The following is a 25,073-nucleotide window of genomic DNA, read 5'->3' as shown; positions in this document are numbered from 1 at the left end:
TCCCGCTAGCAGAGTCGTTGTGTCGCGATGCGAATGTAGTCGGCGGTCGTCGCGTCGACATCCGCGTCCGATGGCGGCGGCGCCGCGGACAGTTGGTCGCTGTCGGCGTCGCTGCGCACCAGCGGATGGACGATGTCCCACACCGCCTGCTCGGTGTGCTTGGCCGCGCGCGCCTGGCACACGTAGGAACCGATGTTCAGCGCCATCAGGTCACTGGACGGTTCGACGCCTGCGGCCGCGAGCGCGTCGAGGTAGCCGCGTTGCCGGTCCGTCACGACCAGCGCATTGGACTTGCCACCCGCGGCGGGCGGGCCCGGGGCCGCGGCGCCGGCGTGGCCGTGCACCGTCGCCGTCTCCGAGGTGGGTTGGCCGATCCCGATCACACCGTCGCCCGAGCACCCGGCCAGCAGCAAAGCCGCGGACATCACAAGTAGCACCTGCAGCGCTGCCGCCGCCGTCCTCGTTCCCGCTTGCTGCACTCCTCCAAGGTACCGGCTGCATCCGGCCCCACCCGGCCAGCGCGGCAACGGTTCGGCTACTTGATCGTGGTGACCAGTTCACCCGTCATCGCGGCCAGCTGCGCGCTCCAGTTGCCCCAGTCGTGGTTGCCGGAGGTCGGGAAGTCGAAGTGCCCGTTCTTCCCGCCCACCCCGCGATAGTGCTGGTAGAACTCACGATTGGTGCCCTGGGCGATGTCGCAGTAGCCAATCATCGCGGCCGGGTCGGTGCAGCCACCGGCGGGCGGGCTGAACACCCACAGCCGGGTGTTGTTGTCGGCGAGCAGTTGCACGTGCACGTTGGGCGAATGCCACTTCCAGCGACCCAATTGTGGCAGGCCCCACATATTGCGGGTTTCGACGCCGCCGTACTGGGCCAGGCCCGCGGTGATCGCGCCGTCGACCCCGGTCCGTTCGGGGGTCAGAAAGCCCGACAGCGAACCGGCGAAGCGGTAGCGGTTCGGATGGAACGTGGCCATCGCCATCGCGCCGTAGCCGCCTTGCGCGGCGCCGACGATGCCGTGCCCGCCGGGCGCAAGGCCCTTGTTGGCGGCCAGCCAGTTCGGCAGCTCATCGGCCAGGAACGTCTCCCACTGCTTGCTGCCGTCCAGCTCCCAGTTGGTGTACATGCTCCACGCCCCGCCGGCGGGAGCGACCACCGAGATGCCTTTACCGGCGAGGGTGCCCATCGCGTTGCCTGCGGTCACCCAGTTGCTGACGTCGGGTGCAGCGTTGAAGGCGTCGAGCAGCACGACGGCGTGCGGGCCGCCTGCCAGGAACGAGACCGGGATGTCGCGGCCCATCGCGCCCGACGGCACCATCAGCATCTCGACATCGGCCCTGGCGTCGGGCGCCATGGACGTTCCGGCGGTCCACATGCCCATCATCAGCGCCGCCGTCAGAATTCCTCGGATCAAAGCACGCATCAACTACGCCACCTCACGTTCGTCTGATGTCCCCGCGCGAGGTAGTCAATCACACCGGCAGGCTGGAACCTCCCGAAATGGCTGACGGCGGCGACCCCGTGAGGGATCGCCGCCGTCGGCGAGGTGTCGTGAAACGGCCGCGTTAGTTGCCGGTCTCCGCGCTGACCGAGGCCTCCGTGGCGATCGGAGTGGACGGCTGCGGGGTGGCACCCAGCACGCGCTGGATGTCCGGCTTCATCTGCTGCAGCTGCTGACCCCAGTACGGCCAGTCGTGCGTGCCGCCCGCCGGGAAGTTGAACACGCCGTTCTTACCGCCGGCAGCGAGGTATTCCTCTTGGAACGTCTCGTTGGTCCGCAGCGTGAAGCTCTCCAGGAACTTCGCGGGCATGTTGTCGCCGGCCACCCGGCCGTTGATCTCGGCAGGCTTGCCGTTACCGCAGAACACCCAGATCCGGGTGCCGTTGGCGACCAGCTTGTCGATGTTGACCATCGGGTCGTTGCGCTTCCACGCGTTGTTGGGGTCTTCGGTGCGGCCCCACATGTCGTTGGCGTCATAGCCGCCGGCATCGCCCATCGACATGTTGACCAGCATCGGCCACCAGCCCTCGGACAGGTTCAGGAAGCCCGACAGCGACGCGGCGTACTGGAACTGCTGCGGGTAGTAGATCGCCAGCGTCAGCGCGGCCGATCCGGCCATCGACAGGCCCACCGCGGCGTTGCGGTTGGGGTTCACGCCCTTGTTGGCGGCCAGGTAGGCGGGCAGTTCCTGGGTCAGGAACGTCTCCCACTTGTAGGTGGAGCAGCCGTTGTTGCCGCAGGCCGGCTTGTACCAGTCGCTGTAGAAGCTGGACTGGCCACCCACGGGCATGATCACCGCGAGGCCGGAGTCCAGGTACCACTCGAACGCGGCGGTCTCGATGTCCCAGCCGTTGAAGTCGTCACGGGCGCGCAACCCGTCAAGTAGGTAAACCCCTGGCGCGTTGGGGCCGCCGTTCTGGAACTGCACCTTGATGTCGCGTCCCATCCCCGCGGATGGAACCATCAGGTACTCGACCGGCAGGCCCGGACGAGAGAAGGCCTCAGCGGTCGCCGAGCCTCCGACGGCGCTGACGAAACCGGGCAGCACGGCTGCCGCAAGGGCCGCAACCGTGAGCCGGCGCGGCAGTGTTCTCGCCGCACGCCGGATTTTGCCAACGAACTTCATGCTTGATCTATCCCATCTGTCGTATGCCGCACGCGGATGATGCCCACCAGGCCGTGCCGCGTTGCTCCTGCAGTCAACCACAACTTGCTGTAATCCTTCTATTTCGCAGGTATCGTGCCTGGTCACTCCTTAGCCGTTGAGGGTCGCGATCAGGTCTGGCTTCATGGCTTGTAGCTGCTCACCCCAGTACGCCCAGGCGTGATTCCCGGCGGGCGGGAACTGGAACGTGGCGTTGGTGCCGCCGGCCGCCGCATAGGCCGCCTGAAAGTCCTTATTGCTCTTCAGCGCCATGGTTTCCAGGCTGTGAGCTGTGAAAACCTGGTTGGGGTCGGCGTTCACGTCCAGCGGCGTGACACCGCCGGGCGCGCAGTAGATCCACAGCCTGGTGCCGTTGGCGACCAGCTTGCCGACCTGCACGATCGGGTCGTTTCGCCGCCACGCGCCGTCCCACGGCGCGCCCCACATGTTGTCGACGTTGTAGCCGCCCGCGTCGAGCATCGCCACCCGGATGGCCTGTTGCATGAACAGCGCCGACGGGTTCAGGAAGCCCGATAGCGATGCGGCGTAACGGAATTGGGCGGGGTGGTACGCGGCGAGGATCAGCGCGGCGCTGCCCGACATGGACAGCCCCACCACCGCGTTGCCGGTGGTGGAGATCTGTTTGTGCTCTGCCAGCCACTGCGGCAACTCACTGGTGAGAAACGTCTCCCATTTATAGGTATAGGGCTGGTTGTTGAAGCTCGACGCGCCGTACCAGTCGGTGTAGAAGCTGGATTGCCCGCCGACGGGCATCACGGTGGCGATTCCGGACTCGTAAAACCACTCGAACGCCGGGGTTTCGATGTCCCACCCGTTGTAGTCGTCGCGGGCCCGAAGGCCGTCGAGCAGGTAGACCGCCTTGTTCCCGCCACCGTTTGATGTCGGCGCCGCCGCGCCTCCCCCGTTGAATGTCGGCGCCGCCGCGCCTCCCCCGTTGAATGTCGGCGCCGCCGCGCCTCCGGGCTGGAACTGGACCCGCACATTGCGCCCCATCGCCGTCGAGTACACGTCGAGGTATTCGACGGGCAGGCCGGGCCGGGAGAACGCCTCAGCGCTCGGCGCCGCGCCGGTCACCGCCGCCAGGCCAGGCAGCACGACGACGGCTGCGAGGGTCGCCAGCGTGCGGCGTAGCCAGGTTCGCACAGGTCTTACCATCCGTTCGGGTGTCCGGCGCCGCACGAAAGGCGCTCCGCGACAGGTTTATCGCCGAAACCGGGCTGCGGTGTTACCGGGCGTCTCCGATCGGCGCGGCTAGGGCCCGGTCGCCGGCATGCCGGTGTAGGGGGGCACCGTGGATTCGGGCACCTCCAAACCACACCGAATCAGTTCGTAGCGCGGCACCCGGTCGATCCGGTACTGGGTGAACTGGTAGGCGTGCACCAGGTTCGACAAGAACCGCCGCGGTCCCATCGGCGCGCGCACCGAGTTCAGCATCGCTTCGGTCGCCGGACATTCCAGTGCGGCCTCGGCCTGGGCGACCCAGTCCTCGTCGAGGTAGCTCGGAATCCACGGCGATGTCTTAAGGAACGGACCCTCGGCCACTGCCCAATCCGGGAAGAGGTTCTTGTCGTGGCCGATGCGGCCGTCCTCGAGCCGGTCGGAGTGTGCGGCCAACGGATTCGCCAGACCGATCTGGTCGATGACGCGCACATCCAGGCCGACGTTCATGCCGAGCATGCCCAGGTTGGTGAAAAAGACCGTATGTGGCCCCTTTTGGTTCTTCACCTCGGGCGGGGCGTCGGGCGGCGGCGGTATCGCGGGCACCACATCCCACTGGTCGTAGTTGCCCGCCGGCAGCAGCAGCGCGCCGTCGGGCGTGTCGTTGAGCGCCCGCAGCACCGCGCGCATCCGCGGATAGTCCAGATAGTCGGCCGCGGTGAGCGGGTGCGCGTGACCGGTGGCCTGGCTGTAGAACCGCCGCTCGTCGACGATGCCGGAGTAGGTGACCCGGGTGGCGTCGGCGCCCAGCCCGCTGGAGTTCGCCGCCCACAACGCCCAACCCGCCACCGCGAGCCACAGCACGCTGGTGGCGCCGACGAACAGATACCCTGCGCCGCGGGCCATCCGAGTGGTGTCGGGCAACACGATCGGAATCACCGCGATCGGCAGCAGCATGCAGAACATCGGCGCCAGCAGCACCCGGCCGTGCATGAAGTCACCGCCCTGCCGGATCCAGTACAGCGCCTGCAGAAGCCCGCTGGCGATGAAGAAGATCACCACCGCGGCGGGGCTCTGCACCATCCGCGCCAGCCATCCGTAGCCGGGCGCGGCGGCCCGGTGCGTCCACCACGGCCGCCCACGGGTCACCAGTACCACCGCCGCCAGCCCGGCGAGCAGGATCGCGGGCGCCCACAGCAGGTAGGGCTGGTTGAAGTTGGCCAGGTAGGTAAAGCCTTGCGCCCATTTCGAACCCGAGGCCTCTTTGGCCACCGCGGTACCCGGAAACAGCAGCGCGTAGTAGCCCATGCGGAAGATCTGGTACAGCACCGGCACGAGGCCGCCCGCGAGCACGATCAGCCCGCGGCGGCGCCAGTCGCGGGCGGCGATGAGCATCATCACCAGCGCGCCGCCGCCGATCAGCGCCAACTCCGGGCGCACCAGCACGCTCATGCCGGCAACGAAAGCCAGTGCGCCGTCGAAGAACCCGCTGACCGCGTGCCGCTCCTGCGGGCCGGCCGAGGCGCCGAGCGGTTGTCTGCGAATGCTCGGCGCACCGTCGCGCGGTCCCGGTCGCCGCGCGGGACGGTTGGCATGAAACGCCTGCGACCAGCACACCATCATCCACCACAGCAGGCCCAGATAGGCCAGCACCAAACCGTTCTCAAGTCCCGAGGTGGCGAAGTCGCGGGCGGGTGGCACCGCGATGTAGACGAGCACACCCGCGGGCAGCATCAACGCGCGCCTGCCCTGCAGGCTCGGCGCGTACAGGCGGCCGGCGCCCAGCATCGCCAGCACCACGCCGGCCACGCTGAGCGTGAGCGCCAGCGCCAGCACCACATACTCCAGCCGCACCGGACCGCCGATCACGCTGCCGAAATAGACCAGGTACGTCCACAGCGTCGACGTGTTGGCCTCGACCCGCTCGCCGGCGTTGAACACCGGGCCGTTGCCTGCCAATAAGTTCCGCACCGTGCGCAACACGATCAGGCCGTCGTCGGCGATCCAGCGGCGCTCCCATGCACCCCAGGTGAACAGGGCCGCGACCACTAGGACGCTGGCCCACAGGCTGATGCGAACGGTCTTGTCGTAGGCAAACCGCGGCCCGCGCGCCACCAGGCGCGCAGCCGTCAGGCCGGCCTGCTCAACTGAGGAAGACTGCGGCACCGAGGGTTCCGATCCACGCGACGGCCAGCAGCTGCAGCACCCGGTCCTTCAACGCGATCTCCTCCGGCTCACCGGCAAGGCCGCCGTCGACGTCGACGGCGTAGCGCAGGATCGCGATCGTGAACGGAATCATCGACACCACGAACCACGATGTTCCGCCGGTGCCGTCACGCTCGAAGGCCCACAGCCCGTAGCACAACACCAGCGCGGTCGCCGACAGCGTCCACACGAACCTCAGATAGGAGCTGGTGTAGCTCTCCAGTGACTTGCGGATCTTGGCCCCCGTGCGCTCGGCCAGCTGAAGCTCCGCGTACCGCTTGCCCGCCGCCATGAACAGCGAGCCGAACGCCATCATCAACAAGAACCATTGCGACAGAGGCACATCGGCGGCGACACCGCCGGCGATGGCCCGGATGAGAAAGCCTGACGACACGATGCAGATGTCGATGACCGGCTGGTGTTTGAGACCGAAGCAGTAGGCCAGCTGGATACCGATGTAGATCGCCATCACCAACGCCAGGTTGGGCGTCACCACCCAGGAGATGACCAGCGAACCCGCGGCCAGCACGATCGCCAGGGTGTAGGCCAGCCACTCGGGCACCACGCCCGCCGCGATCGGCCGGTACCTCTTGGTCGGATGCGCGCGGTCGGCCTCCACGTCGCGGGAGTCGTTGACGAGGTAGACCGCCGACGCCGCGAGGCTGAACACCACGAACGCCAGCAGCACCTTGACCAGGACTTCGCGGTAGTCGTAGGCGTACCGCTCGTCGCCAAGCGCGGCCAGCGGCGCGGCGAAGACCAGGACGTTCTTCACCCACTGCCGGGGCCGGATGGCCTTGACGATGCCGGTCACCACGTTGCGCGGCGGCCCCTTGCCCGGTGTGGGATCTTCGCTGAACTGCGAAGCGCCCCCGGCGCTGCTTTCCTTCGAGATGCTCATCGGGCCCCTTCCCTCCGGTCGGCGACCGTGCTGACCGCCTTCGCGACGGCTGCCCCGACCGCGACGCCGGTGAGGACGTCGGTCGGGTAATGCACGCCGAGCACCAACCGTGACAACGCCATGGGCGGCACCAGAAGTGCCGGTAGCGGCAACCCCGTGGCCCGGGCCAGCAGCAGCGTCGCCGCGGTCGTCGACGTCGCGTGCGCCGACGGGAAGCTCAGCCGGCTCGGGGTCGCGACGTTCACCGCGATCGCCGGGTGATGCGGACGCTCACGCCGCACCACCCGCTTGATCAGCACCGCCGCGGCGTGCGCGAGAAACGCGCCGACGCCCGCGGTCACCCAGGCGCGTCGGCGCCGCGGCCACAGCAGCGCCCCCAGCGCGGCCACGCCCAGCCAGCCGAGGCTGTGCTCGCCGAAGTGGCTCAGCGCCCGCGCACCGGCCAGCGCGCCGGGCCGCCCGGCCAGCGCGCGCTGAACGGCCACCAGCACGGCCTCTTCGCCGTGAACCGAGTCAGGCATGCGGTGTTGCCTCGAGCAGCACCGACTCCCACTTCTGCTTGCTGGTGAGCACCGGCAGCGCTTCGCGGTAGACCTTGCGCATGCGGTTGAACTTGCGGGCGATCCGCAGTTGGCGCTGCAGCGAATGCCTCAGCAGGGCAAACATTTTCGCACGGTCTCGCTGGCGGTACACCACGCCGCGGCCGTCGGCGGTGGTGACGGTGACCCCGTCGACCACACACAGCGAGAACCACCTGGCGTCCTGGGTGGCCACGTTGACCTGCGGACGCTCGTGGTGCTGCGGATCGTGCGGTTTGAGTTGGTGGATGACCCCGCGGCTCAGCCGCATCGAGATCGCCAACGGGTTGGTGGGGATCTTCACCTTCTTGCGCAGCTTGTCCGACGCCGGTGGCAGGGCGGTGGCGCCCGGCAGCACCACGGCGTCGGGATACTGCTGGCGCATGGCGCGCACCTCGGGCAGCGCGGACTCCAGGATCGAGAACAGGTTCTCGGGTCCGGCCAGGAAGTCGTCCATCGCCTTGTTCTGGATGGCCACGGTCGAATATTCAAGGCACAGCAGATGTTTGATCGTCGCCTTCAGGTGGCTGGCCAGCAGGCCGCGGACGTTGCCGTCCCAATGCATGGCCGCGACCACCAAGCGGTTGCGCAGGTGGAAGTATGCCTGCCAGTCGATGGCATCGTCCTTGTCGCTCCACGCCATGTGCCAGATCGCCGCGCCGGGCAGCGTCACGGTGCCGTATCCGTGCTCGGCGGCGCGTAACCCGTAGTCGGCGTCGTCCCATTTGATGAACAGGGGCAACGGCTGACCGAGTTCCTCGGCGACCTGCCGCGGGATCATGCACATCCACCAGCCGTTGTAGTCCACGTCGATGCGGCGGTGCAGCAGCTGGCTTCGGGGCTCTTCCTCGTCGCTGAGCGGAAACTTCGCGAAGTTGTGGTCGTACTCGGTGTTGACGGCGTTGGTCCACATGAAGTTCTCTTGGGCGACCATCTCCCCCATCACGTGCAGGTGCGACGGCTCCTGCAGGTTGAGCATCTGGCCGCCGACCAGGGTGGGCGCCTTGGCGAACCGGTTCATCGCCAGCGCCCGCAGGATCGAATCGGGTTCGATGCGGATGTCGTCGTCCATGAACAGGATCTGTTCGCAGTCGGTGTTTTTCAGCGCCTCGTACATCACCCGGCTGTAGCCGCCGGATCCGCCGAGGTTGGGCTGGTCGTGCACCGACAGCCGGTCCCCGAGCGCGGCGGCGGCCGCCGCGAAACCCGGATGGTCCTTGGCCTTGTCGGTGCCCTGATCCGACACGATCACCGCGCCGATCACCTTGTCCACCAGCGGATCTGCGGTCAGCGCGGCCAACGCGTTGACACAGTCGGACGGTCGGTTGAACGTGGGGATGCCGACCGCGACGTTGGCGCGGCCCGGCGCCGGCGACGGCGCGTACCAGCCTGCGCTGTGCACCGTGGTGTTGGTGTCGGTGGTGATGTCGAACCAGATCCAGCCGCCGTCTTCGAATGGCGACAGGTCGATCTCGAACTCGACAGAGGCGTGCTCACCGCTGACCGGGGCGCCGCCGACGGTGATCCTGGCGCCGGTGGCCTTCGAGCGGTACACGTCCACACGCCCGCCGCCGGTGAGCTCGATGCGCAGCACCACCGTGTCCAACGTCGACCAGCGCCGCCAGTAACTGGCCGGGAACGCGTTGAAGTACGTCGCGAACGACACCTCGGATTCGGCGCCGATCTCCAGGGTGGTGCGGGTCGGTGCGTGCGCGCGACGCGAATTCGTGGTCGCTTCCTCGATGTAGAGCTTGCGGACGTCGTGCGGTTCACCCGGGCGCGGCGAGATGATGCGCGCCAGCAGGCTGACGGCTCTGGATTCTGCGGCGTCGAGCGCGCCGGACGGGATGTCACTCATGCGCTGCTGCTTTCTGTGCCGTTGCTTAGCGGCGCGCCGTCCCGCAGGTGCGGCGCGAGGATGTTGTCGTACATGTTCAGTGCGCTGGCGATGGCCATGTGCATGTCGAGGTACTGGTAGGTGCCCAGCCGGCCGCCGAACAACACGTTCGCCGATGCCGTTTCGGACTTCGCCCTGGCCCGGTACCCGGCCAGCATGTCACGGTCGGACTCGGTGTTGATCGGGTAGTAGGGCTCGTCGTCGTCATCGGCGAACCGCGAGAACTCCCGCATGATCACGGTCTTGTCGGTGGGATAGTCCCGCTCGGGATGAAAGTGCCGGAACTCATGAATACGCGTGTGCGGGACATCCAGGTCGTTGTAGTTCATCACCGGGGTGCCCTGGAAATCTCCGGTCGGCAACACCTCGAGCTCGAAATCCAGGGTGCGCCAACCTAATCGACCCTCGGTGTAATCGAAGTAGCGGTCGAGCGGGCCGGTGTAGACCACCGGGGCCGACGGGGACTCAGCGCGCAGCTCGTCGCGCACGTCGAACCAGTCGGTGTCCAGCCGCACCTCGATGCGGTCGTCGGCGGCCATGTTCTGCAGCCACGCGGTGTAGCCGTCGGCCGGCAGGCCCTCGTAGGTGTCGTTGAAGTAGCGGTTGTTGAACGTGTAGCGCACCGGGAGCCGGGTGATGTTGGAGGCCGGCAGCTCCTTGGGGTCGGTCTGCCACTGTTTGGCGGTGTATCCCTTGACGAACGCCTCGTAGAGGGGACGCCCGATCAGCGAGATCGCTTTCTCCTCCAGGTTCTGGGCGTCTTCGGTGCTGATCTCGGCGGCCTGCTCCTTGATCAGCGCCCGGGCTTCGTCGGGGGTGAAGTAGCGCCCGAAGAACTGCGACACCAGGCCCAGCCCCATCGGGAACTGATAGGCCTGCCCGTTGTGCATGGCGAAGACGCGGTGCTGGTATCCGGTGAAGTCGGTGAACTGGCGCACGTAGTCCCACACCCTCTTGTTGGAGGTGTGGAACAGGTGCGCACCGTAGCGGTGCACCTCGATGCCGGTCTGCGGCTCCGGCTCGGAGTAGGCGTTGCCCCCGATATGCGGGCGCCGCTCGATGACCAGCACCCGCTTGTCCAGCTGCGTCGCGACGCGCTCGGCGATCGTCAGGCCGAAGAATCCGGAACCGACGACAAAGAGGTCATAGCGGGCTCCGGAGGGCGGGGTCCCCTCCCGACTGGCAGGGGAGAGCGGAGCGACCGGGGGAACAGAGGTGGTCATCGGCAGCAAGGGTATCCGAACAGGCGTACCCCACCCGAATCCGACAAGCCTGCGGCGGGCGGCCGAAGGTTGCGATCGGCTCACGATTACATATCGTCACTTTTGCCTCAGTAGTCACACCAGTAACGTCGTTCACGTCGGTCCTCCGCCGACAGCGCGAGACCTGGGTTGTTCACCAGAGCGCCCACCCGACGTAGTCCATATATTGAGGAGACTTCCGTGCCGAACCGCCGACGCCGCAGGCTTTCCACAGCCACGAGCGCAGTCGTGGCCCTGGCAGTCGCGAGTCCAGCTGCAGTGATCGCCGTGACCGACTTGTCCGCGAGCACCGATCCCGCGCCAACGCATCGCGAGTTCGTGCAGGCCGCGATGATCACCGACCTGCCTGGCGAGATCATGTCCGCCCTCTCGCAGGGGCTGTCGCAGTTCGGCATCAACCTGCCGCCGATGCCGACGGGCCTGCTCACCGGCACCGGTGCCACGTCACCCTCCCTGACCTCACCCGGGCTGACCTCGCCCGGCCTGACGTCGCCCGCGCTGACCTCGCCGGGGCTCACGGCGCCCGGGCTCACCACACCGGGGCTGACCGGACCGACCCTGGACGTGCCCGGCGCCACAGTGCCCGGGTTGACGGCGACCGCACCCGCCCTCACCGATCCGGCGCTGGCCGATCCCTCGTTGACCAACCCCGCGCTGACCACGCCGGGGCTGACGACCCCCTCGCTGACCAGCCCGACGGCCGCGACGCCGGGGCTCACCACGCCGGGGCTCACCACGCCGGGGCTCACCACGCCGGACCTCACCACGCCGGGGCTGTCGACACCGCCGGCCCTGACCGATCCGGCGCTGGCCACCCCGGTCTCCACCGGGCTGACCGGTGAGGTGCCGATCTCGGCGCCGATCGGGCTGGACCCCGCCGCGGGCACATATCCGATCCTCGGCGATCCCACGCTGGCGACGATGCCCGCGAGCACCGCAGGCAGCGGCGGGATCATCGGCGATCTGTCCAGCATGGCCAACCAGCTGGGTGCCGGGCAGGCGATCGACCTGCTCAAGGGCATGGTGATGCCGGCGATCATGTCGGCCGTCAAGCCGCCGGCGCCACCGGTACCGGCTCCCGCGCCGGCCCCACCGGCCTAAGCCTGTTCCTGACGGCACCGCAGAAGCCGATTTGGGCTCTGCGGTGCCGTTACAGGTCGGTCACTTTCCCGCCCTGCAGGCCGTGTCGAAACATTAGTAACAACTGACACATGCGTAACATCGCCCTGTGTCGTGCCGCCGTCCCATGCCGTCGTTGCTGTTCACCGCTGTCGCGGCGACGATCGTCATGCTGCCGTTGGCGATCTACGGCCTGCCCGACGGCGACGACGAACGTGCGCCCGCACTCGAGGCGCCCAAGATGGCCGAGCAGCCGCTGACCGACCTCGGCGGCGGCGAGACGATCCGGGAGATCCACCAGGACACGCCGTTCGCGATGGTCGCGCTCACGGCATCCGACCTCACCGGCACGTCGGCCAGAGTGCGCGCCAAGAAGGCCGACGGCGCCTGGGGGCCCTGGTACGACGTGGAACCTCTCGAGGGCGTGGGCCCGGACGACCCCGGTGCGGGCGGCCCCCGAGGCACCGAGCCGGTGTTCGTCGGGCGCACCACCACGGTGCAGATCGCGGTCACCCGGCCCGCCGGCGCGCAACCGACTGCGCCCCAACATGTTTCCGGCGCTGACACCCCCGAACTGGGTTACGTGCCCGCGAACGTCGAGCAGCCGTTCGGGCAGAACCTCAACGCGGTGCTGATCAGCCCGCCGCAGGCGCCGGTGGACAACCTGCCGCTGCCGTCGGCGGTGAACAGCCCCGGGGTGCCACCGGTCATCATCAGCCGCGCGCAGTGGGGCGCCGACGAATCGATGCGATGCGGAGAACCGCGGTACGACAACGGGATCCGGGCCGGCATCGTCCATCACACCGCGGGCAGCAACGAGTACGCGCCAGAGGATTCGGCCGGTATCGTGCGGTCGATCTACGAGTACCACACCCGAACGTTGGGCTGGTGCGACATCGCCTACAACGCGCTGGTCGACAAGTACGGCCAGGTGTTCGAAGGGCGCGCGGGCGGGATGACCAGACCGGTCGAGGGCGCCCACACCGGCGGCTTCAACCGCGACACCTGGGGCGTGGCGATGATGGGCAACTTCGACGCGGTTCCGCCCACCCCGATCCAGTTGGGCACCACGGGCCGGCTGCTGGGGTGGCGCATGGGCATGGACCACATCGACCCGAGGGGCTCCGTGGTGCTGGCCTCGGCGGGCAGTTCGTTCTCCAAGTTCCCGTTCGGTTCCGCCCCGACGTTGCCGACGATCTTCACCCACCGCGACGTCGGCGTGACCGAATGCCCGGGCAATGCGGCCTACGCGCTGATGGACCAGATCCGCGACATCGCTGCGCGGTTCAACAGTCCCCCGGGACCCGCCGATCTGGTGGACACGCTGCGCGGCGGCGCGATCTTCGCCCGCTGGGTATCGATGGGCGGGCCGACCAGCCCGCTGGGTAATCCGACGTCACCGGAGGCCTCCGGCCACGACGGCACCCGGTATGCGACGTTCGAGCGCGGCGCCATCTACTGGTCGCCGCCCACCGGCGCCCAGCCGCTGACCGGGGAGATCTACAAGGCGTGGGGGTCGCTGGGTTTCGAGCGCGGCGCGCTGGGCCTGCCGACCAGCGGCGAAATCCACGAGCCGCTGTGGATCGTGCAGAACTTCCAGCACGGCACGCTCAACTTCGACCGCGAGACGGGCGGCGTGACGCGGGTGGTCGACGGCATCGCGGTCGACCTGCCGTCGAACTACGTCGACCATGCGCCGACCCAGCTGGAGCGGTTCACCCCTCCGATCAGCCCCACCTGAGGCATTCGATTTACTTTGCTTTCACCGGGTGCCGTCCTCGAGGCAGCCACCTGACGCCTTGGCGACAAAGCCGAAGCCTTCTTGATCGGGCCCGAGCCGCAACGTGTTCATAATCACATCCCGTGAAGTTACTTGACAGTAGCTTACCGTGTAGTAAGTTTTGCTGATCACTCTTCAACATAACTTGACTTAGGGAGTATCTATGCAGGTAGCACCGCGTTCGCGGCTGACGGTCGGCCTCGCTCTGGCAGCTGCCAGTGTCGTCGCCGTCAATCCCTTGACGGTGCCGACGTCCGTGCCGTCGCCCCCTGCGGTCAGCTCGGCTGCCGTGCAATTGGCGGCCAGCTACAACCCCTTGCAGCCGTGGCTGGAGGCGTTCCAAACGGCATCTGCCAGTGCCACCCAGATCGGCGACACCTTCTCCCAGGCCCCCGCCGTGCTGCTGCAACAGATTCTGGCGAACCAGGCCGGTTACCTGAGTGAGGTGCTGAAGAACCCGGGCAGCATCGGCACGGTCCTCGGGCAGATGGTGGCCAACGTGCAGGCCGCGTTCACCGCCGCCACCCTGCTCGGCATCGATGCCACCATCAATCCCTTTCCGAGTCAGGAATCGCTGGACGGGTGGCACTCGATCCTGTTGCAATCGATTCCCAAGTTGCTGCGGGCGGGTACCCCGCCGCAGGCAGTCGCGGTGGTCAAGGAACTCCTCAACGTTCTCTCCTCCCCGGTCAGTGGCATCGTGTTCGGGTTTGCCGGGCCGGTGATCAGTCCCGTGGTGGCGGTGGTGAACAGCGTGCACAACATCGTCAGCGCGCTGGTCGCGGGAGACTTCGCAACCGCGATGCAGGGCGTCATCAACATCCCCGCCGACATCGTGGGTGCGGTGCTCAACGGCGCCAACTTGAACCTCGACGGCCTGGTCCCGGTGCTCAACAACGCGGGACTGCTGTCGCCGGGCACCACCCTGCACAACCTCAACATCCAGTTCGGTGGGCTGTTCAGCCCGGGTTCCACGGGTGTGGACCCAATGACTGGCGAGCCGGTTGGCATTGGCGGTTCGATCTTCAACTCGATCGGAATGACCACCACCACCGATTTGATGGGATTCCCGCTCACGCTGGAGATTCCCGGTATCGGAATCGGGCCGATCGGGGCACTGGTGGCCTTCGGTCAGATCATCGCCAAGGCGATCGGGTGGAGTGGCGTCGGCAACCCGCTGGCCGAATTGTCCAAGGCCCCGGCGGCGGACACCGCCCCTGCCACCACACTGGTCACCAAGACGGCGTTGACCAACGATTCGCCGGCAGCGATTCCGAGCACTTCGGCCGCCACGTTCAACATCTCCTCGGGCGGGACAGCTTTCGAGTCGCCTTTGAAGACCACAGAAGCCGCGGCAGGCACGCCGGTCGCGGCAACGCCGGACGAAACCGGGGCCGCTGACGAGAGCACCAGCGATCCGACGGCGGACGACGACGACGCCAACGACGGAACCGAGGTCACTGACGCGGACGCCAGCGACGCGTATACGGATGCGGAGGAGGCGGCCGACGCCGACGAGGCTGACAGCGCGGATACCGATACGGATACCGATACCGACACCGATATCGACACCACGTCGAAGACGACCGGCGCCGGTGAGGGCAGCACCGACAGCGGCGACGGTACGGACTCCGTGAGCGGCTCGCAGGAGTAGCTCTGTCCGACCAGTGGGCCCTCGCGATGCGGGGGCCCACTACGTTTCGCTCTAGATCAGTTCGATCGCGCCATCGACGCCGACGGCGTCGTCCGAGGTGTTGGCTCGTCTAGCCCGAAACCTACCGGCCCCACCAGCGTTCCAGCACGTGGGCCACGCCCTCCTGATTGTTGGTCAACGTGACCTCGTCGGCGGCGGCCAGCGCTTCAGGGTGGGCGTGGGCCATCGCCACCCCCAGCCCGGCCCACCGCAGCATCGGAATGTCGTTGGGCATATCGCCGAACGTCACCACCTCGTCGGCGGCGATCCCCAGCGGGCCGGTGAGCTCCTCGATGCCAGAGGCCTTGCTGATGCCCAGCGGCATCACCTCGATCAGACCGTTGTTCGTGGAGTAGGTGATGTCGGCGAGCTCCGCCAGGGGTTCGGCCAGCACAGTGGCCATGTCGGCGCTGCGGGCACCGGCCTTGCGCACGAGCAGCTTGATCGCCGGCGCGCTGAGCAGGTCGGCCATCGACACCTCGGTGTTGTCCGGGTTGAGCCAGGCGTGTTCGTAACCCGGTGAGCTGACGAACTGCGGTGTCGCGGCGTCGTGGGCGCTGTCGCCCACCCGTTCGACGGCCAACCCCGCGCCGGGGATGGCCGTGGTGGCGATGTCGGCGAGTTCGGCCAGCAATTCGGTCGACAACGTGCGCGCGGAGATGATGCGGTCGGTGGCCGGGTCGTAGATCACCGCGCCGTTGGCGCAGATCGTCACCGGCGCGAACCCGAGAGCGTCGACGACCGGTTGCACCCACCGCGGCGGACGGCCGGTCGCCAGCACGAACCGCGCGCCGTCGTCCACGGCGGCGTGCACGACGGCGCGGGTGCGCGGGTTGACCTTCTCGTCGTCGTCGAGCAGCGTGCCGTCCACATCGGAGGCGATCATCGCGGGCCGGTTCATCGCGAGCTCTTGTCTTCGCGCTGCGCTCGGCGTCTGGCCCGCTCCGCGAGTTCGGCTTCGTCGAGCCGCCTGGCCTCTTCCGGTGTCGGCGCGCTGCCGCCCAGCCGGCGCGGCACCCAGAACGTGCCGGGCGGATGCGGGTATTCACGCTGCACTTTGTCCAACAGCGCGCTCATCGAAGCTCGCAGCTCGGCCAATGTCTGCTCCATGCTCTCAGCGGCGCGCAGCGGCGCACCGACCTCGACGGTGATCGGAATCTTGGTGCGGCCCAACCGCCTTGGGTGATCCTTTGTCCACATCCGCTGCGCACCCCAGACGATGAGAGGGATCAGCGGAGCGTCGGCCTCACGGGCCATCCGGGCCGCGCCGGTCTTGAACTCCTTGAGCTCGAAGCTGCGGCTGATGGTGGCCTCGGGATACACGCCGACCAGCTCACCGGCGCGCAGCCGGTCCACCGCGACCGCGTAGGCGCCTGCTCCGGCACGACGGTCCACCGGGATGGTGCCGGTGCGCTTGATGAGGAAGTTGATCGGCTTCACTTCCTGCATCTCTTCTTTGATCATGAAGCGCAGTCGCCTGCTGCGGTAGTGCGCGGCCAGCGCGGCGGGCAGCCAGTCGATGTAGCTGGTGTGGTTGATGGCGATCACGGCGCCGCCGTTGGCGGGGATGTGCTCGAGGCCGGTATAGGTGATGCGGATCCCGTTGACCCTGACCGCCGCCTTGACGAGAACCTCAAGCGTCCGGAATACGGGTTCCTTCGGCACTACCCCGGCGCCCCCGTCGCACCGGGATGCTGCGCGCGCCGTGCGGCCTTCGCGGCGGCCTCCTCGGCGTCCATCCGGGCGGCCTCGGCCAGCGTCGGCGCGCCGCCGCCGAGCCGGTGCGGCACCCAGTACTCGCCGGGCGGATGGGGACCGTAGGCGTCCTGCACGCGTTCGAGCAGGTGCTGCATCCGCGAATGCAGCAGCGCGGTCAGCTCCGCGGCCGGCAGCGTCGGGGCGATCGGCTCGCCGACCGCAACCGAGATGGGCACCTTCGGCCGCCACAGGTTCTTCGGGTGGCCCTTGGTCCAGATGCGCTGCGCACCCCAGACGATGTGCGGCACGATCGGCACGTCGCAGGCGATCGCCATGCGCGCCGCACCGGACTTGAGCTCCTTGATCTCGAAGCTGCGGCTGATGGTGGCCTCCGGATAGACGCCGACCAGCTCGCCTTCCTTGAGCCGCTGACAGGCCAGGTCGAACGACTCCGCACCGCTGTTGCGGTCCACCTCGATGTGGCGCAGGCTGCGCATCAGGGGTCCGCCGACCTTGTGGTCGAAGACCTCTTTCTTGGCCATGAACCGCACCTTGCGTCCGCGCCCCTGCCGGTAGGCGGGCAGCCCGGCGAAGGTGAAATCGAAGTAGCTCGTGTGGTTGATGGCCACCACCGCCCCGCCGGTGACCGGCAGGTTCTCCACGCCGGTGACGGTGAAGGTCAACCCCTGCGCACGCCACAACAGCCGCGCGAGTGCGATGACGGTGCCGTATACCGGTTCCACAACCGCCAGCGTAGTGTCCCCGCGCGGATGCGACTTCCGCCGTCTGCTGCCGTTAAGCTCGAAGGGTCACATACGTCGCGGAGAAAGGGTGTTGGTGCAGGTCACAAGCGTCGGGCATGCGGGTTTCCGCATCGACACCAAGGCTGGCAGCATCCTGTGCGACCCGTGGGTGAACCCGGCGTACTTCGCGTCGTGGTTCCCGTTCCCGGACAACAGCACGCTGGACTGGGACGCCCTCGGTGACTGCGACTACCTCTACGTCTCGCATCTGCACGCCGACCACTTCGACCCGAAGAACCTGCGCGAGCACGTCAACAAGGACGCGGTGGTGCTGCTGCCCGACTTCCCAGTGCCCGATCTGCGCCGCGAACTCGAGAAGGCCGGATTTCACCGGTTCTTCGAAACGACCGATTCAGTCAAACACCGCGTCAGCGGCCCCAAGGGTGATCTCGATGTGATGATCATCGCGCTGCGCGCCCCCGCCGACGGACCGATCGGGGACTCCGGTCTGGTGGTCGACGACGGCGAGACGGTCTGCTTCAACATGAACGACGCCCGCCCGGTGGACCTGGACGTGGTGCACGCCGATTTCGACCAGGTCGACGTGCACATGCTGCAGTACTCCGGGGCGATCTGGTATCCGATGGTCTACGACATGCCGGCGCGAGCCAAGGAAGCGTTCGGTATCCAGAAGCGCCGGCGACAGATGGACCGCTGCCGGCAGTACATCGCCCAGGTCGGGGCGAGGTGGGTCATCCCCTCCGCGGGCCCACCGTGCTTCCTCGATCCCGAGTTGCGCCACCTCAACGACGACTCCGGCGATCCGGCCAACATCTTCCCCGACCAGGTGGTGTTCCTCGAGCAGATGCGTGCGCACGGACACGACGGCGGGTTGTTGATGATTCCGGGGTCGACGGCGGAATTCACCGGCTCACAACTGGATTCGCTTCGCCACCCGATGTCCGATGACGAGGTGCAGGCCATCTTCACCACCGGCAAGGCCGACTACATCGCCGACTACGCCGAGCGGATGGCGCCGGTGCTGGCCGCCGCGAAGGCCAGCTGGGCGCGCGCGGCCGGTGAGCCGCTGCTCGAGCCGCTGCGCGCGGTGTTCGAGCCGATCATGATCCAGAGCGATCAGATCTGCGACGGTATCGGCTACCCGGTCGAGCTTCGGCTGAACGGTCGTGATCATCACGAGACCGTGGTGCTGGATTTCCCGAAACGTGCTGTGCGTGAACCAATTCCCGACGAGAAGTTCCGCTACGGGTTCGAGATCGCCCCCGAGCTGGTGCGCACCGTAGTGCGCGACAACGAGCCGGACTGGGTCAACACCATCTTCCTGTCGACGCGCTTTGCGGCATGGCGGGTCGGCGGCTACAACGAATACCTGTACACCTTCTTCAAGTGCCTCACCGACGAACGCATCGCCTACGCCGACGGCTGGTTCGCCGAGGCCCACGACGACACCGCCTCGATCGCCTTGGACGGCTGGGAGATTCAGCGCCGTTGCCCACACCTGAAGGCCGACCTGTCGAAGTTCGGCGTGGTGGAGGGCACCACGCTGACGTGCAACCTGCACGGCTGGCAGTGGAACCTGGAGAACGGTCGGTGCTTGACCAGCAAGGGCCACGAGTTGCGGTGCCGCAAGCTGTGAGCGCCCCGCAGCAGTACTACGACGACGGCCTGATCCAGCTGGATCGCGAGGCGATCACGTTGCGGCGCTACCACTTTCCGTCGGGAACCTCCAAGATCATCCCGCTGACGGCGATCCGTGGCTACCAGGCCGAGCCGCTGGGGATGTTCACCCACCGGTTCCGCCTCTGGGGCAGTTCGGACCTGCGCCGCTGGCTCCCGCTGGATGTGGGCAGACCGCGCAAGAACACCCTGATCACCCTCGACGTCGCGGGTAACCGGTGGCGGCCGGCCTTCACGCCTTCTGATCCCGAGAAGTTCACCGCGATGCTCGATCAGCTGCTGGAGGACTAGCGGCGAAACCGCCGGCCCGGCAAGCCGGCGTTAAGTCGTTCTTAAGTGCCTGCCCGCACAGTCGTCGCAACACCCGATCAGCGACGAAGGAGCATCCGACATGAGTTCGACGACCGACCCGACCGTCACCCCCCGCCGAGCCGACGACCCGGAACCGGACCTGACCGGCATCAGGCTCTCGCACCGCTCGATGGTCCGCGACTGCCGACGCATCGCCGATACCGTGACGGCGCTCGCCGAGGGCCGCGAACGATGCACACCATCACGCGCCCGTGCCATCAGTCGGTACGTGGAACTGTTGTGTGAGTCGATCCATCACCACCACAGCACCGAGGATCTGGTGGCGTGGCCGGTGATCGAGGCCAGCGCGGGCAGCCACGTCGACCTGACGGAGCTGACCGAAGACCACGCCGCGCTCGATCCACGATTGGATCAGTTGCGTGCCAGGGCCGCGGCGTTTCGCGTGTCAGGTGGCGATGCGCCGACGGCAGCCGCCATGGCCGCCGAGCTGAGCGACCTGCACACGCTGATCAGCGAACACATCGCCGAGGAGGAGCGCGAGATCTTCCCGGTGATCACCGCGCACGTGTCGGTGGCGGATTGGGAGGCCGTCGAGAAGACCGCGCAGAAGGGTGGCCGGATGTCGTTCGACGCGCCGCGGCATCTGGCGGTCATGACCGATGACGAGCGCATCCGCTTGGGTGCCACGGTGAACCCGCTCTTGCGTGCGCTGTTCGCACTGTTGGCGGTGCGCCACCGGCGCCTCGAACGCGCCGTGTTCGGCTGAGCCTCAGCTGATCAACCGTGCCGCGTCGGCCGCCAGCTTCATCCGCAGTGCGTCGGCGGCTGCGCGGTGCGCCTGCGCCTTGACCGTCTCACCGAGCAGATCCTCGACGGCCGCGAGCGCCGCGTCCACCGGTCCGGTGAGCAGGCTGCCGTTGTCCAACCCGGCCATCCGGCCGCTGTAGGGGGCGAGTTCTTCAGCGCAGCAACGTGCTTCGTCGACGTCACCGAGAAGCGCGGCCGCGTGTGCGCGCAGCGTCGTCATCGCCAGCCAGTAGTAGGACCGTTCCACGGGGTCACGTCCTGCCCACAGCCGGCGCGCCTCATCGGTTCGGCCTGCCGCGATCAGAGCGAGCACCGCGGCTTCGCAGACGGACGTCGACACCCGCTCGTGGACGAGCAACAGCTCGTCGGCGAGCGGGCTGGGATCACCGCGCGCCAACGCCGCGGAGATCCGGCCGATCACCGCGAGGTGGGCGCCGTTGACCGCGCCGTGTTCGGCCAGCCGGGCCGACCCCTGCAGATAGCGCTTCTCCCCATCGTCCGGCCGGCCGGCGAGCACCGTCAGCTGCGCGGTGAAGATGTCCAGCACCGTGAGCAGGTGCCCCAGCTGACCCGTGCCTGCGCGCGCGACGGCGAGGTCGACGTGGCGCTGGGCGGCGACGAGGTCGGAGCGCGACGCGGCCGAAAGGAACACCAGCCAGTGCGCGACCGCCTCGTAGTCGGCTTCACCCGACGATTCGGCATACCGGAGGAACTCGGCTGCCGTGCTGTCACGCTTGGCCGCATCGTCGGGCCCGAGCGCGCAGTATGCGGCCGCGTTGAGCGCCGCGCACACCAACCTGCGGGCCGTCGGCTCGGCGTCCTCGACGCGACGTGCCAGGGCCACGGCCTCCGCGGCGGCGGCCACGGCCGCGTCCGGATCGGCGCCCTCGACCTCGGCGAACAACGTCACCAGCAACCGGGCGCGTACCGCGTCCGGCAGGTCGGTCCCCAGTACCCGCCGCAGCGGGTCGACCACGTCGAGTTCCAGACGTTCGGTGGACCGGACCCGCCACACCAACGGCGCGTCCCACGCCAACAGCACCCGCAGCGTCATGTCATCGCGGCCGTGCACCACGGCCAGCGCCCGTTTGAGTTCGCTGCGGGCGGTCACCGCGTCTCCGGCGCGCGCCAGCGAGGACACCAGCCCGCAGCGGGCCTCGACGACCGCGTCCAGCTCGACTGCCGATGCGTTGGACTGCCGCGCCAGATCCAGCATCTGCAACGCACTACGCCACAGTCTCGCCGCTTCGACGGGTGCGCAAGCGTTGTCGGCGTCACGTGCTGCCGCGATCGCGAATGACGCTGCCTCTACGGCTGTTTCGCTCGTAGCAGCCGCCACGGCGTGGTGGGCGAGTTCGGCGGAGTCGGCGGCGCGGCCAGGACTGCAGAGCATCGCGAGGGCCGAGGCGTGCAGCCGGGCGCGGCGCAGCAGCGAGGTGTCTTCGTAGAGGGTGTCGCGGATCAGCGCGTGCGCGAACCGTATCCGTGATGGTGCCGGCTCGTCGAGCAGTCCGGCCAGCACCGCGGGTTCCAGCGCATCGAGCAGATCGTCGACGCCGCGGCCGCTGAGCTCTGCGAGCACGTCGACGTCAACATCGCGTCCCAGCACCGCGGCCTGCCGCAGCGCCGTCACGGTCGGCCCTGGCAACCGGGCCAGCCTGCGCCGCAGAACATCTCGTACACCGACGGGCACCGTACCGACCGCGGTTGCCCCCTCGGCCGTCAGCAGCCGGGCCATCTCGCGCACGAACAGTGGGTTTCCGCCGGTGCGTTCACGCAGTGTGCGCAGCACCTCGCCGCTGGAAGCCGCCAACCCGCAGTCGGCCACCAGGGCCGCGACCGCCGCCGCGTCCAGCCCACCGAGCAGCAGGTGCGCCGATGTCTGCGAGATCAACGCAGCTCGTGCGGTTTCGAGTTCGGCGCCTGACTCCGACGGCCGATAGGTTCCGATCAGCAACACCGCCGTGTTCTCGAGGCGGTCGGTGACCAATCGCAACAGCTCCAGGGTGAGGCCGTCGGTGCGGTGCAGATCGTCGAGGACGATCGCAAGCGGCCGTCGAGCGGCCGCGTCCTGTAACGCGGCGGCCAATGCGGTCGCCATCCAGAACGGTCCCGACTCACCGGCAGGGTTGCCGTCGTGGAGCAACGGTGCGAGCGCATCGTGCTGCAGTGCCGACCCGCCGTCGCGCGCGAGATCGCGCAGAACCTCGGTCCACGCCCAACCAGGTGGCGCACCATCGGTTTCCGGACAGCTGCCGACACTGACGTCGAAGCCGGCTCTCCGCAACCGCTGCGCGGCCGCCCGCGCCAGCGCCGACTTGCCCGCACCCGCTTCGCCGCCGATCCAGACCAGTCGGCTGCGTCCCGTCAACACCTCTCGGGCCGCCTGCTCGATCACCGCCAACTCGTCGTCGCGTCCACGCAGCGGCGGCAGTGGCGGCTGCGGATGCACCGGCGCCTCGGCCGTGGGCGTGGGCGGTGGAGCGGGAACGGCCAACCGGTCGGCGTGGCGCAGGATGTCGGATTCCAGGTCTCGCACCGCACGTCCGGCTTGCAGGCCGAGTTCGTCGACGAGGTACTGCTTGACGCCGCGTAGCACGTCCAACGCCGCCGCCTGGTTTCCCGTCCGGTACAGCGCGGTGGCGAGCAGACACGCGGCGCCCTCCCGGCTGGGATGCCGGGTCACGTGGCTCTGCATCGCCGCGATCACCTGGCTGTCGTGTCCGAGCGCGAGCCGGGTTTGCGCGATCGCTTCCACGGCGACGAGGTGCAGTTCGTCGAGACGAGCGACTTCCGGGGCCGCCCACAGCGCGTCGCGCACCTCGAGGAACGGATCACCGCCCCACAACGCGACGGCCTGCTCGAGAAGAACCAGACGCTGGCGTGGTTGCGGTTCCTGTTGAGCCTGTGCGAGTTTGGCTTCGAAGTGCCAGGCGTCGACGTGTTCGACGGGCAGCGTCAGGCAGTAACCCGGCGCGGCGCTCACGACCACCGTCGCGGCCGCGCGCCTGGGCCGATCGGGTTCCAGCGCCCGTCGCAGGTGCGACACGTAGACCTGCAGGGCGGCAAGGGCTTTCGGTGGCGGTTCGCCGTGCCACAGATCGTCGGCCAGCCGATCGACCGACACCACCTGCCCCTTCGCCAGCACCAACCGGGCCAGCAGCGCGCGCTGGCGTCGACCACCCACGTCGACGATCTCGTCCGCGATGAACGCACGCATCGGGCCCAGCACGGCAAGGCGCACGGACGCTGGCGCGGACATCGACCGGTCGCGTTACTTTTTCGGTTCGAGCACTTCGGCACCGACGAACGGCACCAACGCTTCTGGTACCCGCACGCTGCCGTCGGGCAGCTGGTGGTTCTCCAGGATGGCCACCAACCAGCGGGTGGTGGCCAACGTGCCGTTGAGCGTCGCCGCAATCTGCGGCCTGCCGTTGTCGTCGCGGTAGCGCACCGCCAGCCGACGGGCCTGAAATGTCGTGCAGTTCGACGTCGAGGTCAGTTCGCGATACGTCTGCTGGGTGGGAACCCATGCCTCGCAGTCGAACTTGCGCGCCGCTGACATCCCCAGATCCCCGGCGGCGATGTCGATTATGCGGTACGGCACGTCGATCAGGGCCAGCATCTCGCGCTGCCAGCCCAGCAGCCGGTCATGTTCGGCTACGGCTTGGTCCGGGGTGCAGTAGATGAACCCCTCGACCTTGTCGAACTGGTGCACGCGGATGATGCCGCGGGTGTCCTTGCCGTGGCTGCCCGCCTCCCGGCGAAAACACGACGACCAGCCCGCGTAGCGCAGCGGACCGGCGGACAGGTCGAGGATCTCGTCGGCGTGGTACCCGGCCAGCGGCACCTCGGAGGTGCCGACCAGATACAGGTCGTCGGATTCGATCCGGTAGATCTCGTCGCTGTGCGCGCCGAGGAAGCCGGTGCCCGCCATCACCTCGGGGCGCACCAGCACCGGCGGGATCATCAGGGTGAACCCGTTGTCGGTCGCCAGCCGCGCGGCAAGCTGCAGCAGGCCGAGTTGCAGCAGCGCACCCGCGCCGGTGAGGAAGTAGAACCGCGCGCCGGACACCTTGGCGCCGCGCTCCAGATCGATCAACCCCAGCGATTCGCCGAGCTCGACGTGGTCCTTGGGGTTGTCGATGGCTCGCGGTTCGCCGACCGTTTCGAGCACGACGAAGTCGTCCTCGCCACCGGCCGGCACCCCGTCGAGGATGACGTTGGCGATCGCCATATGCGCTGCGGTGACGGCCTTTTCGGCCTGGCCCTGCTCGACTTCGGCGGCCTTGACCTTCTCGGCCAGGCTCTTGGCCTGCTCGAGCAGCGCCGGGCGGTCATCCGGCGATGCCTTGCCCACCTTCTTGCTGGCGGCTTTCTGCGCGGCGCGCAGGTTGTCGGCGGCCGACACCGCGGCCCGCCGCGCGGCGTCGCACTCCAGCAGGGCATCGACGAGGCCGGGATCCTCGCCCCGAGCACGTTGCGACGCGCGGACGGCATCCGGGTTTTCGCGCAGCAGCTTGAGGTCGATCACGGGCGCAACACTACTTTCGGCC

20 protein-coding genes are annotated in these 25,073 nt (G+C 68.1%); 6 read left to right on the top strand and 14 right to left on the bottom strand.

Annotation, left to right across the window (positions count from 1 at the left end; translation table 11 throughout):
* Nucleotides 1-5: 5 nt before the first annotated feature.
* The 9 genes from K3U96_RS01625 to glf form a co-directional block, all read right to left on the bottom strand.
* Entirely contained in the window at nucleotides 6-425 is a 420-nt protein-coding gene (locus tag K3U96_RS01625; RefSeq protein WP_069406277.1) for a DUF732 domain-containing protein, read from the bottom strand.
* 110 nt (nucleotides 426-535) lie between these two features.
* Nucleotides 536-1,423 carry an alpha/beta hydrolase-fold protein gene (locus K3U96_RS01620; RefSeq protein WP_069406276.1) on the bottom strand — a complete coding sequence of 296 codons (888 nt, stop codon included), beginning with the start codon at nucleotides 1,421-1,423 and terminating at the stop codon, nucleotides 536-538.
* Nucleotides 1,424-1,565: 142 nt separating this feature from the next.
* Nucleotides 1,566-2,627 (bottom strand): esterase family protein, encoded by a 1,062-nt coding sequence (locus K3U96_RS01615; RefSeq protein ID WP_069406275.1) that lies wholly within the window; start codon nucleotides 2,625-2,627, stop codon nucleotides 1,566-1,568.
* A 129-nt stretch (nucleotides 2,628-2,756) separates the two neighbouring features.
* Nucleotides 2,757-3,821: an alpha/beta hydrolase gene (locus K3U96_RS01610; protein ID WP_220691852.1), complete on the bottom strand. Its 1,065-nt coding sequence runs from the start codon at nucleotides 3,819-3,821 to the stop codon at nucleotides 2,757-2,759.
* Between the two features lie 96 nt (nucleotides 3,822-3,917).
* A complete protein-coding gene (gene aftB / locus K3U96_RS01605; protein ID WP_069406273.1) occupies nucleotides 3,918-5,990 on the bottom strand; it encodes a terminal beta-(1->2)-arabinofuranosyltransferase in 2,073 nt (690 codons plus the stop codon).
* Complete coding sequence (locus K3U96_RS01600) at nucleotides 5,968-6,930, bottom strand: decaprenyl-phosphate phosphoribosyltransferase (RefSeq protein ID WP_069406272.1); 963 nt, start codon at nucleotides 6,928-6,930, stop codon at nucleotides 5,968-5,970. The genes aftB and K3U96_RS01600 overlap by 23 nt, the downstream gene beginning before the upstream one ends.
* Entirely contained in the window at nucleotides 6,927-7,451 is a 525-nt protein-coding gene (locus K3U96_RS01595; RefSeq protein ID WP_220691851.1) for a phosphatase PAP2 family protein, read from the bottom strand. The genes K3U96_RS01600 and K3U96_RS01595 overlap by 4 nt, the downstream gene beginning before the upstream one ends.
* Entirely contained in the window at nucleotides 7,444-9,366 is a 1,923-nt protein-coding gene (locus K3U96_RS01590) for a glycosyltransferase (protein ID WP_069406270.1), read from the bottom strand. Before K3U96_RS01590 ends, K3U96_RS01595 begins: the two co-directional genes overlap by 8 nt.
* Nucleotides 9,363-10,628, bottom strand: coding sequence for a UDP-galactopyranose mutase (glf, locus tag K3U96_RS01585; RefSeq protein ID WP_110917360.1), 1,266 nt, complete (start codon nucleotides 10,626-10,628; stop codon nucleotides 9,363-9,365). The genes K3U96_RS01590 and glf overlap by 4 nt, the downstream gene beginning before the upstream one ends.
* A gap of 219 nt (nucleotides 10,629-10,847) precedes the next feature.
* Between glf and K3U96_RS01580 the strand changes: the two genes are divergently transcribed.
* The 3 genes from K3U96_RS01580 (at nucleotide 10,848) to gjpA (ending at nucleotide 15,220) form a co-directional block, all read left to right on the top strand.
* Nucleotides 10,848-11,768 carry a hypothetical protein gene (locus K3U96_RS01580; protein ID WP_220691850.1) on the top strand — a complete coding sequence of 307 codons (921 nt, stop codon included), beginning with the start codon at nucleotides 10,848-10,850 and terminating at the stop codon, nucleotides 11,766-11,768.
* A 145-nt stretch (nucleotides 11,769-11,913) separates the two neighbouring features.
* The gene (locus tag K3U96_RS01575) at nucleotides 11,914-13,527 is read left to right on the top strand and encodes an N-acetylmuramoyl-L-alanine amidase (protein ID WP_275085688.1); all 1,614 of its coding nucleotides are present in this window, start codon (nucleotides 11,914-11,916) and stop codon (nucleotides 13,525-13,527) included.
* 202 nt (nucleotides 13,528-13,729) lie between these two features.
* Complete coding sequence (gjpA, locus tag K3U96_RS01570) at nucleotides 13,730-15,220, top strand: outer membrane porin GjpA (RefSeq protein ID WP_220691848.1); 1,491 nt, start codon at nucleotides 13,730-13,732, stop codon at nucleotides 15,218-15,220.
* Between the two features lie 121 nt (nucleotides 15,221-15,341).
* Here gjpA and K3U96_RS01565 read toward each other — a convergent pair whose 3' ends face one another.
* The 3 genes from K3U96_RS01565 to K3U96_RS01555 are packed head-to-tail and all read right to left on the bottom strand — an operon-like array spanning nucleotide 15,342 to nucleotide 17,700.
* A complete protein-coding gene (locus K3U96_RS01565; protein ID WP_069403528.1) occupies nucleotides 15,342-16,160 on the bottom strand; it encodes a Cof-type HAD-IIB family hydrolase in 819 nt (272 codons plus the stop codon).
* A complete protein-coding gene (locus K3U96_RS01560; protein ID WP_220691847.1) occupies nucleotides 16,157-16,924 on the bottom strand; it encodes a lysophospholipid acyltransferase family protein in 768 nt (255 codons plus the stop codon). The genes K3U96_RS01565 and K3U96_RS01560 overlap by 4 nt, the downstream gene beginning before the upstream one ends.
* A complete protein-coding gene (locus tag K3U96_RS01555) occupies nucleotides 16,924-17,700 on the bottom strand; it encodes a lysophospholipid acyltransferase family protein (protein WP_069403526.1) in 777 nt (258 codons plus the stop codon). The genes K3U96_RS01560 and K3U96_RS01555 overlap by 1 nt, the downstream gene beginning before the upstream one ends.
* A gap of 94 nt (nucleotides 17,701-17,794) precedes the next feature.
* Here K3U96_RS01555 and K3U96_RS01550 point away from each other — a divergent pair, with 94 nt between their 5' ends.
* The 3 genes from K3U96_RS01550 (at nucleotide 17,795) to K3U96_RS01540 (ending at nucleotide 20,476) form a co-directional block, all read left to right on the top strand.
* Nucleotides 17,795-19,357 carry an MBL fold metallo-hydrolase gene (locus tag K3U96_RS01550; RefSeq protein ID WP_220691846.1) on the top strand — a complete coding sequence of 521 codons (1,563 nt, stop codon included), beginning with the start codon at nucleotides 17,795-17,797 and terminating at the stop codon, nucleotides 19,355-19,357.
* Nucleotides 19,354-19,689: a PH domain-containing protein gene (locus K3U96_RS01545; RefSeq protein ID WP_069403525.1), complete on the top strand. Its 336-nt coding sequence runs from the start codon at nucleotides 19,354-19,356 to the stop codon at nucleotides 19,687-19,689. The genes K3U96_RS01550 and K3U96_RS01545 overlap by 4 nt, the downstream gene beginning before the upstream one ends.
* Before the next feature lie 100 nt (nucleotides 19,690-19,789).
* Nucleotides 19,790-20,476: a hemerythrin domain-containing protein gene (locus tag K3U96_RS01540; protein WP_220691845.1), complete on the top strand. Its 687-nt coding sequence runs from the start codon at nucleotides 19,790-19,792 to the stop codon at nucleotides 20,474-20,476.
* A 3-nt stretch (nucleotides 20,477-20,479) separates the two neighbouring features.
* Here K3U96_RS01540 and K3U96_RS01535 read toward each other — a convergent pair whose 3' ends face one another.
* A complete protein-coding gene (locus K3U96_RS01535) occupies nucleotides 20,480-23,779 on the bottom strand; it encodes an ATP-binding protein (protein WP_220691844.1) in 3,300 nt (1,099 codons plus the stop codon).
* Nucleotides 23,780-23,791: 12 nt separating this feature from the next.
* On the bottom strand, nucleotides 23,792-25,051 hold the full coding sequence (gene serS / locus K3U96_RS01530) for a serine--tRNA ligase (RefSeq protein WP_220691843.1): 1,260 nt from the start codon (nucleotides 25,049-25,051) through the stop codon (nucleotides 23,792-23,794).
* Between the last annotated feature and the right edge of the window lie 22 nt (nucleotides 25,052-25,073).

The sequence above is a fragment of the Mycolicibacterium holsaticum DSM 44478 = JCM 12374 genome, from assembly GCF_019645835.1.
Lineage (GTDB): Bacteria > Actinomycetota > Actinomycetes > Mycobacteriales > Mycobacteriaceae > Mycobacterium > Mycobacterium holsaticum.
The sequence above is the reverse complement of the archived record's forward strand: the minus strand, read 5'-3'. Positions and strand labels throughout refer to the sequence as shown.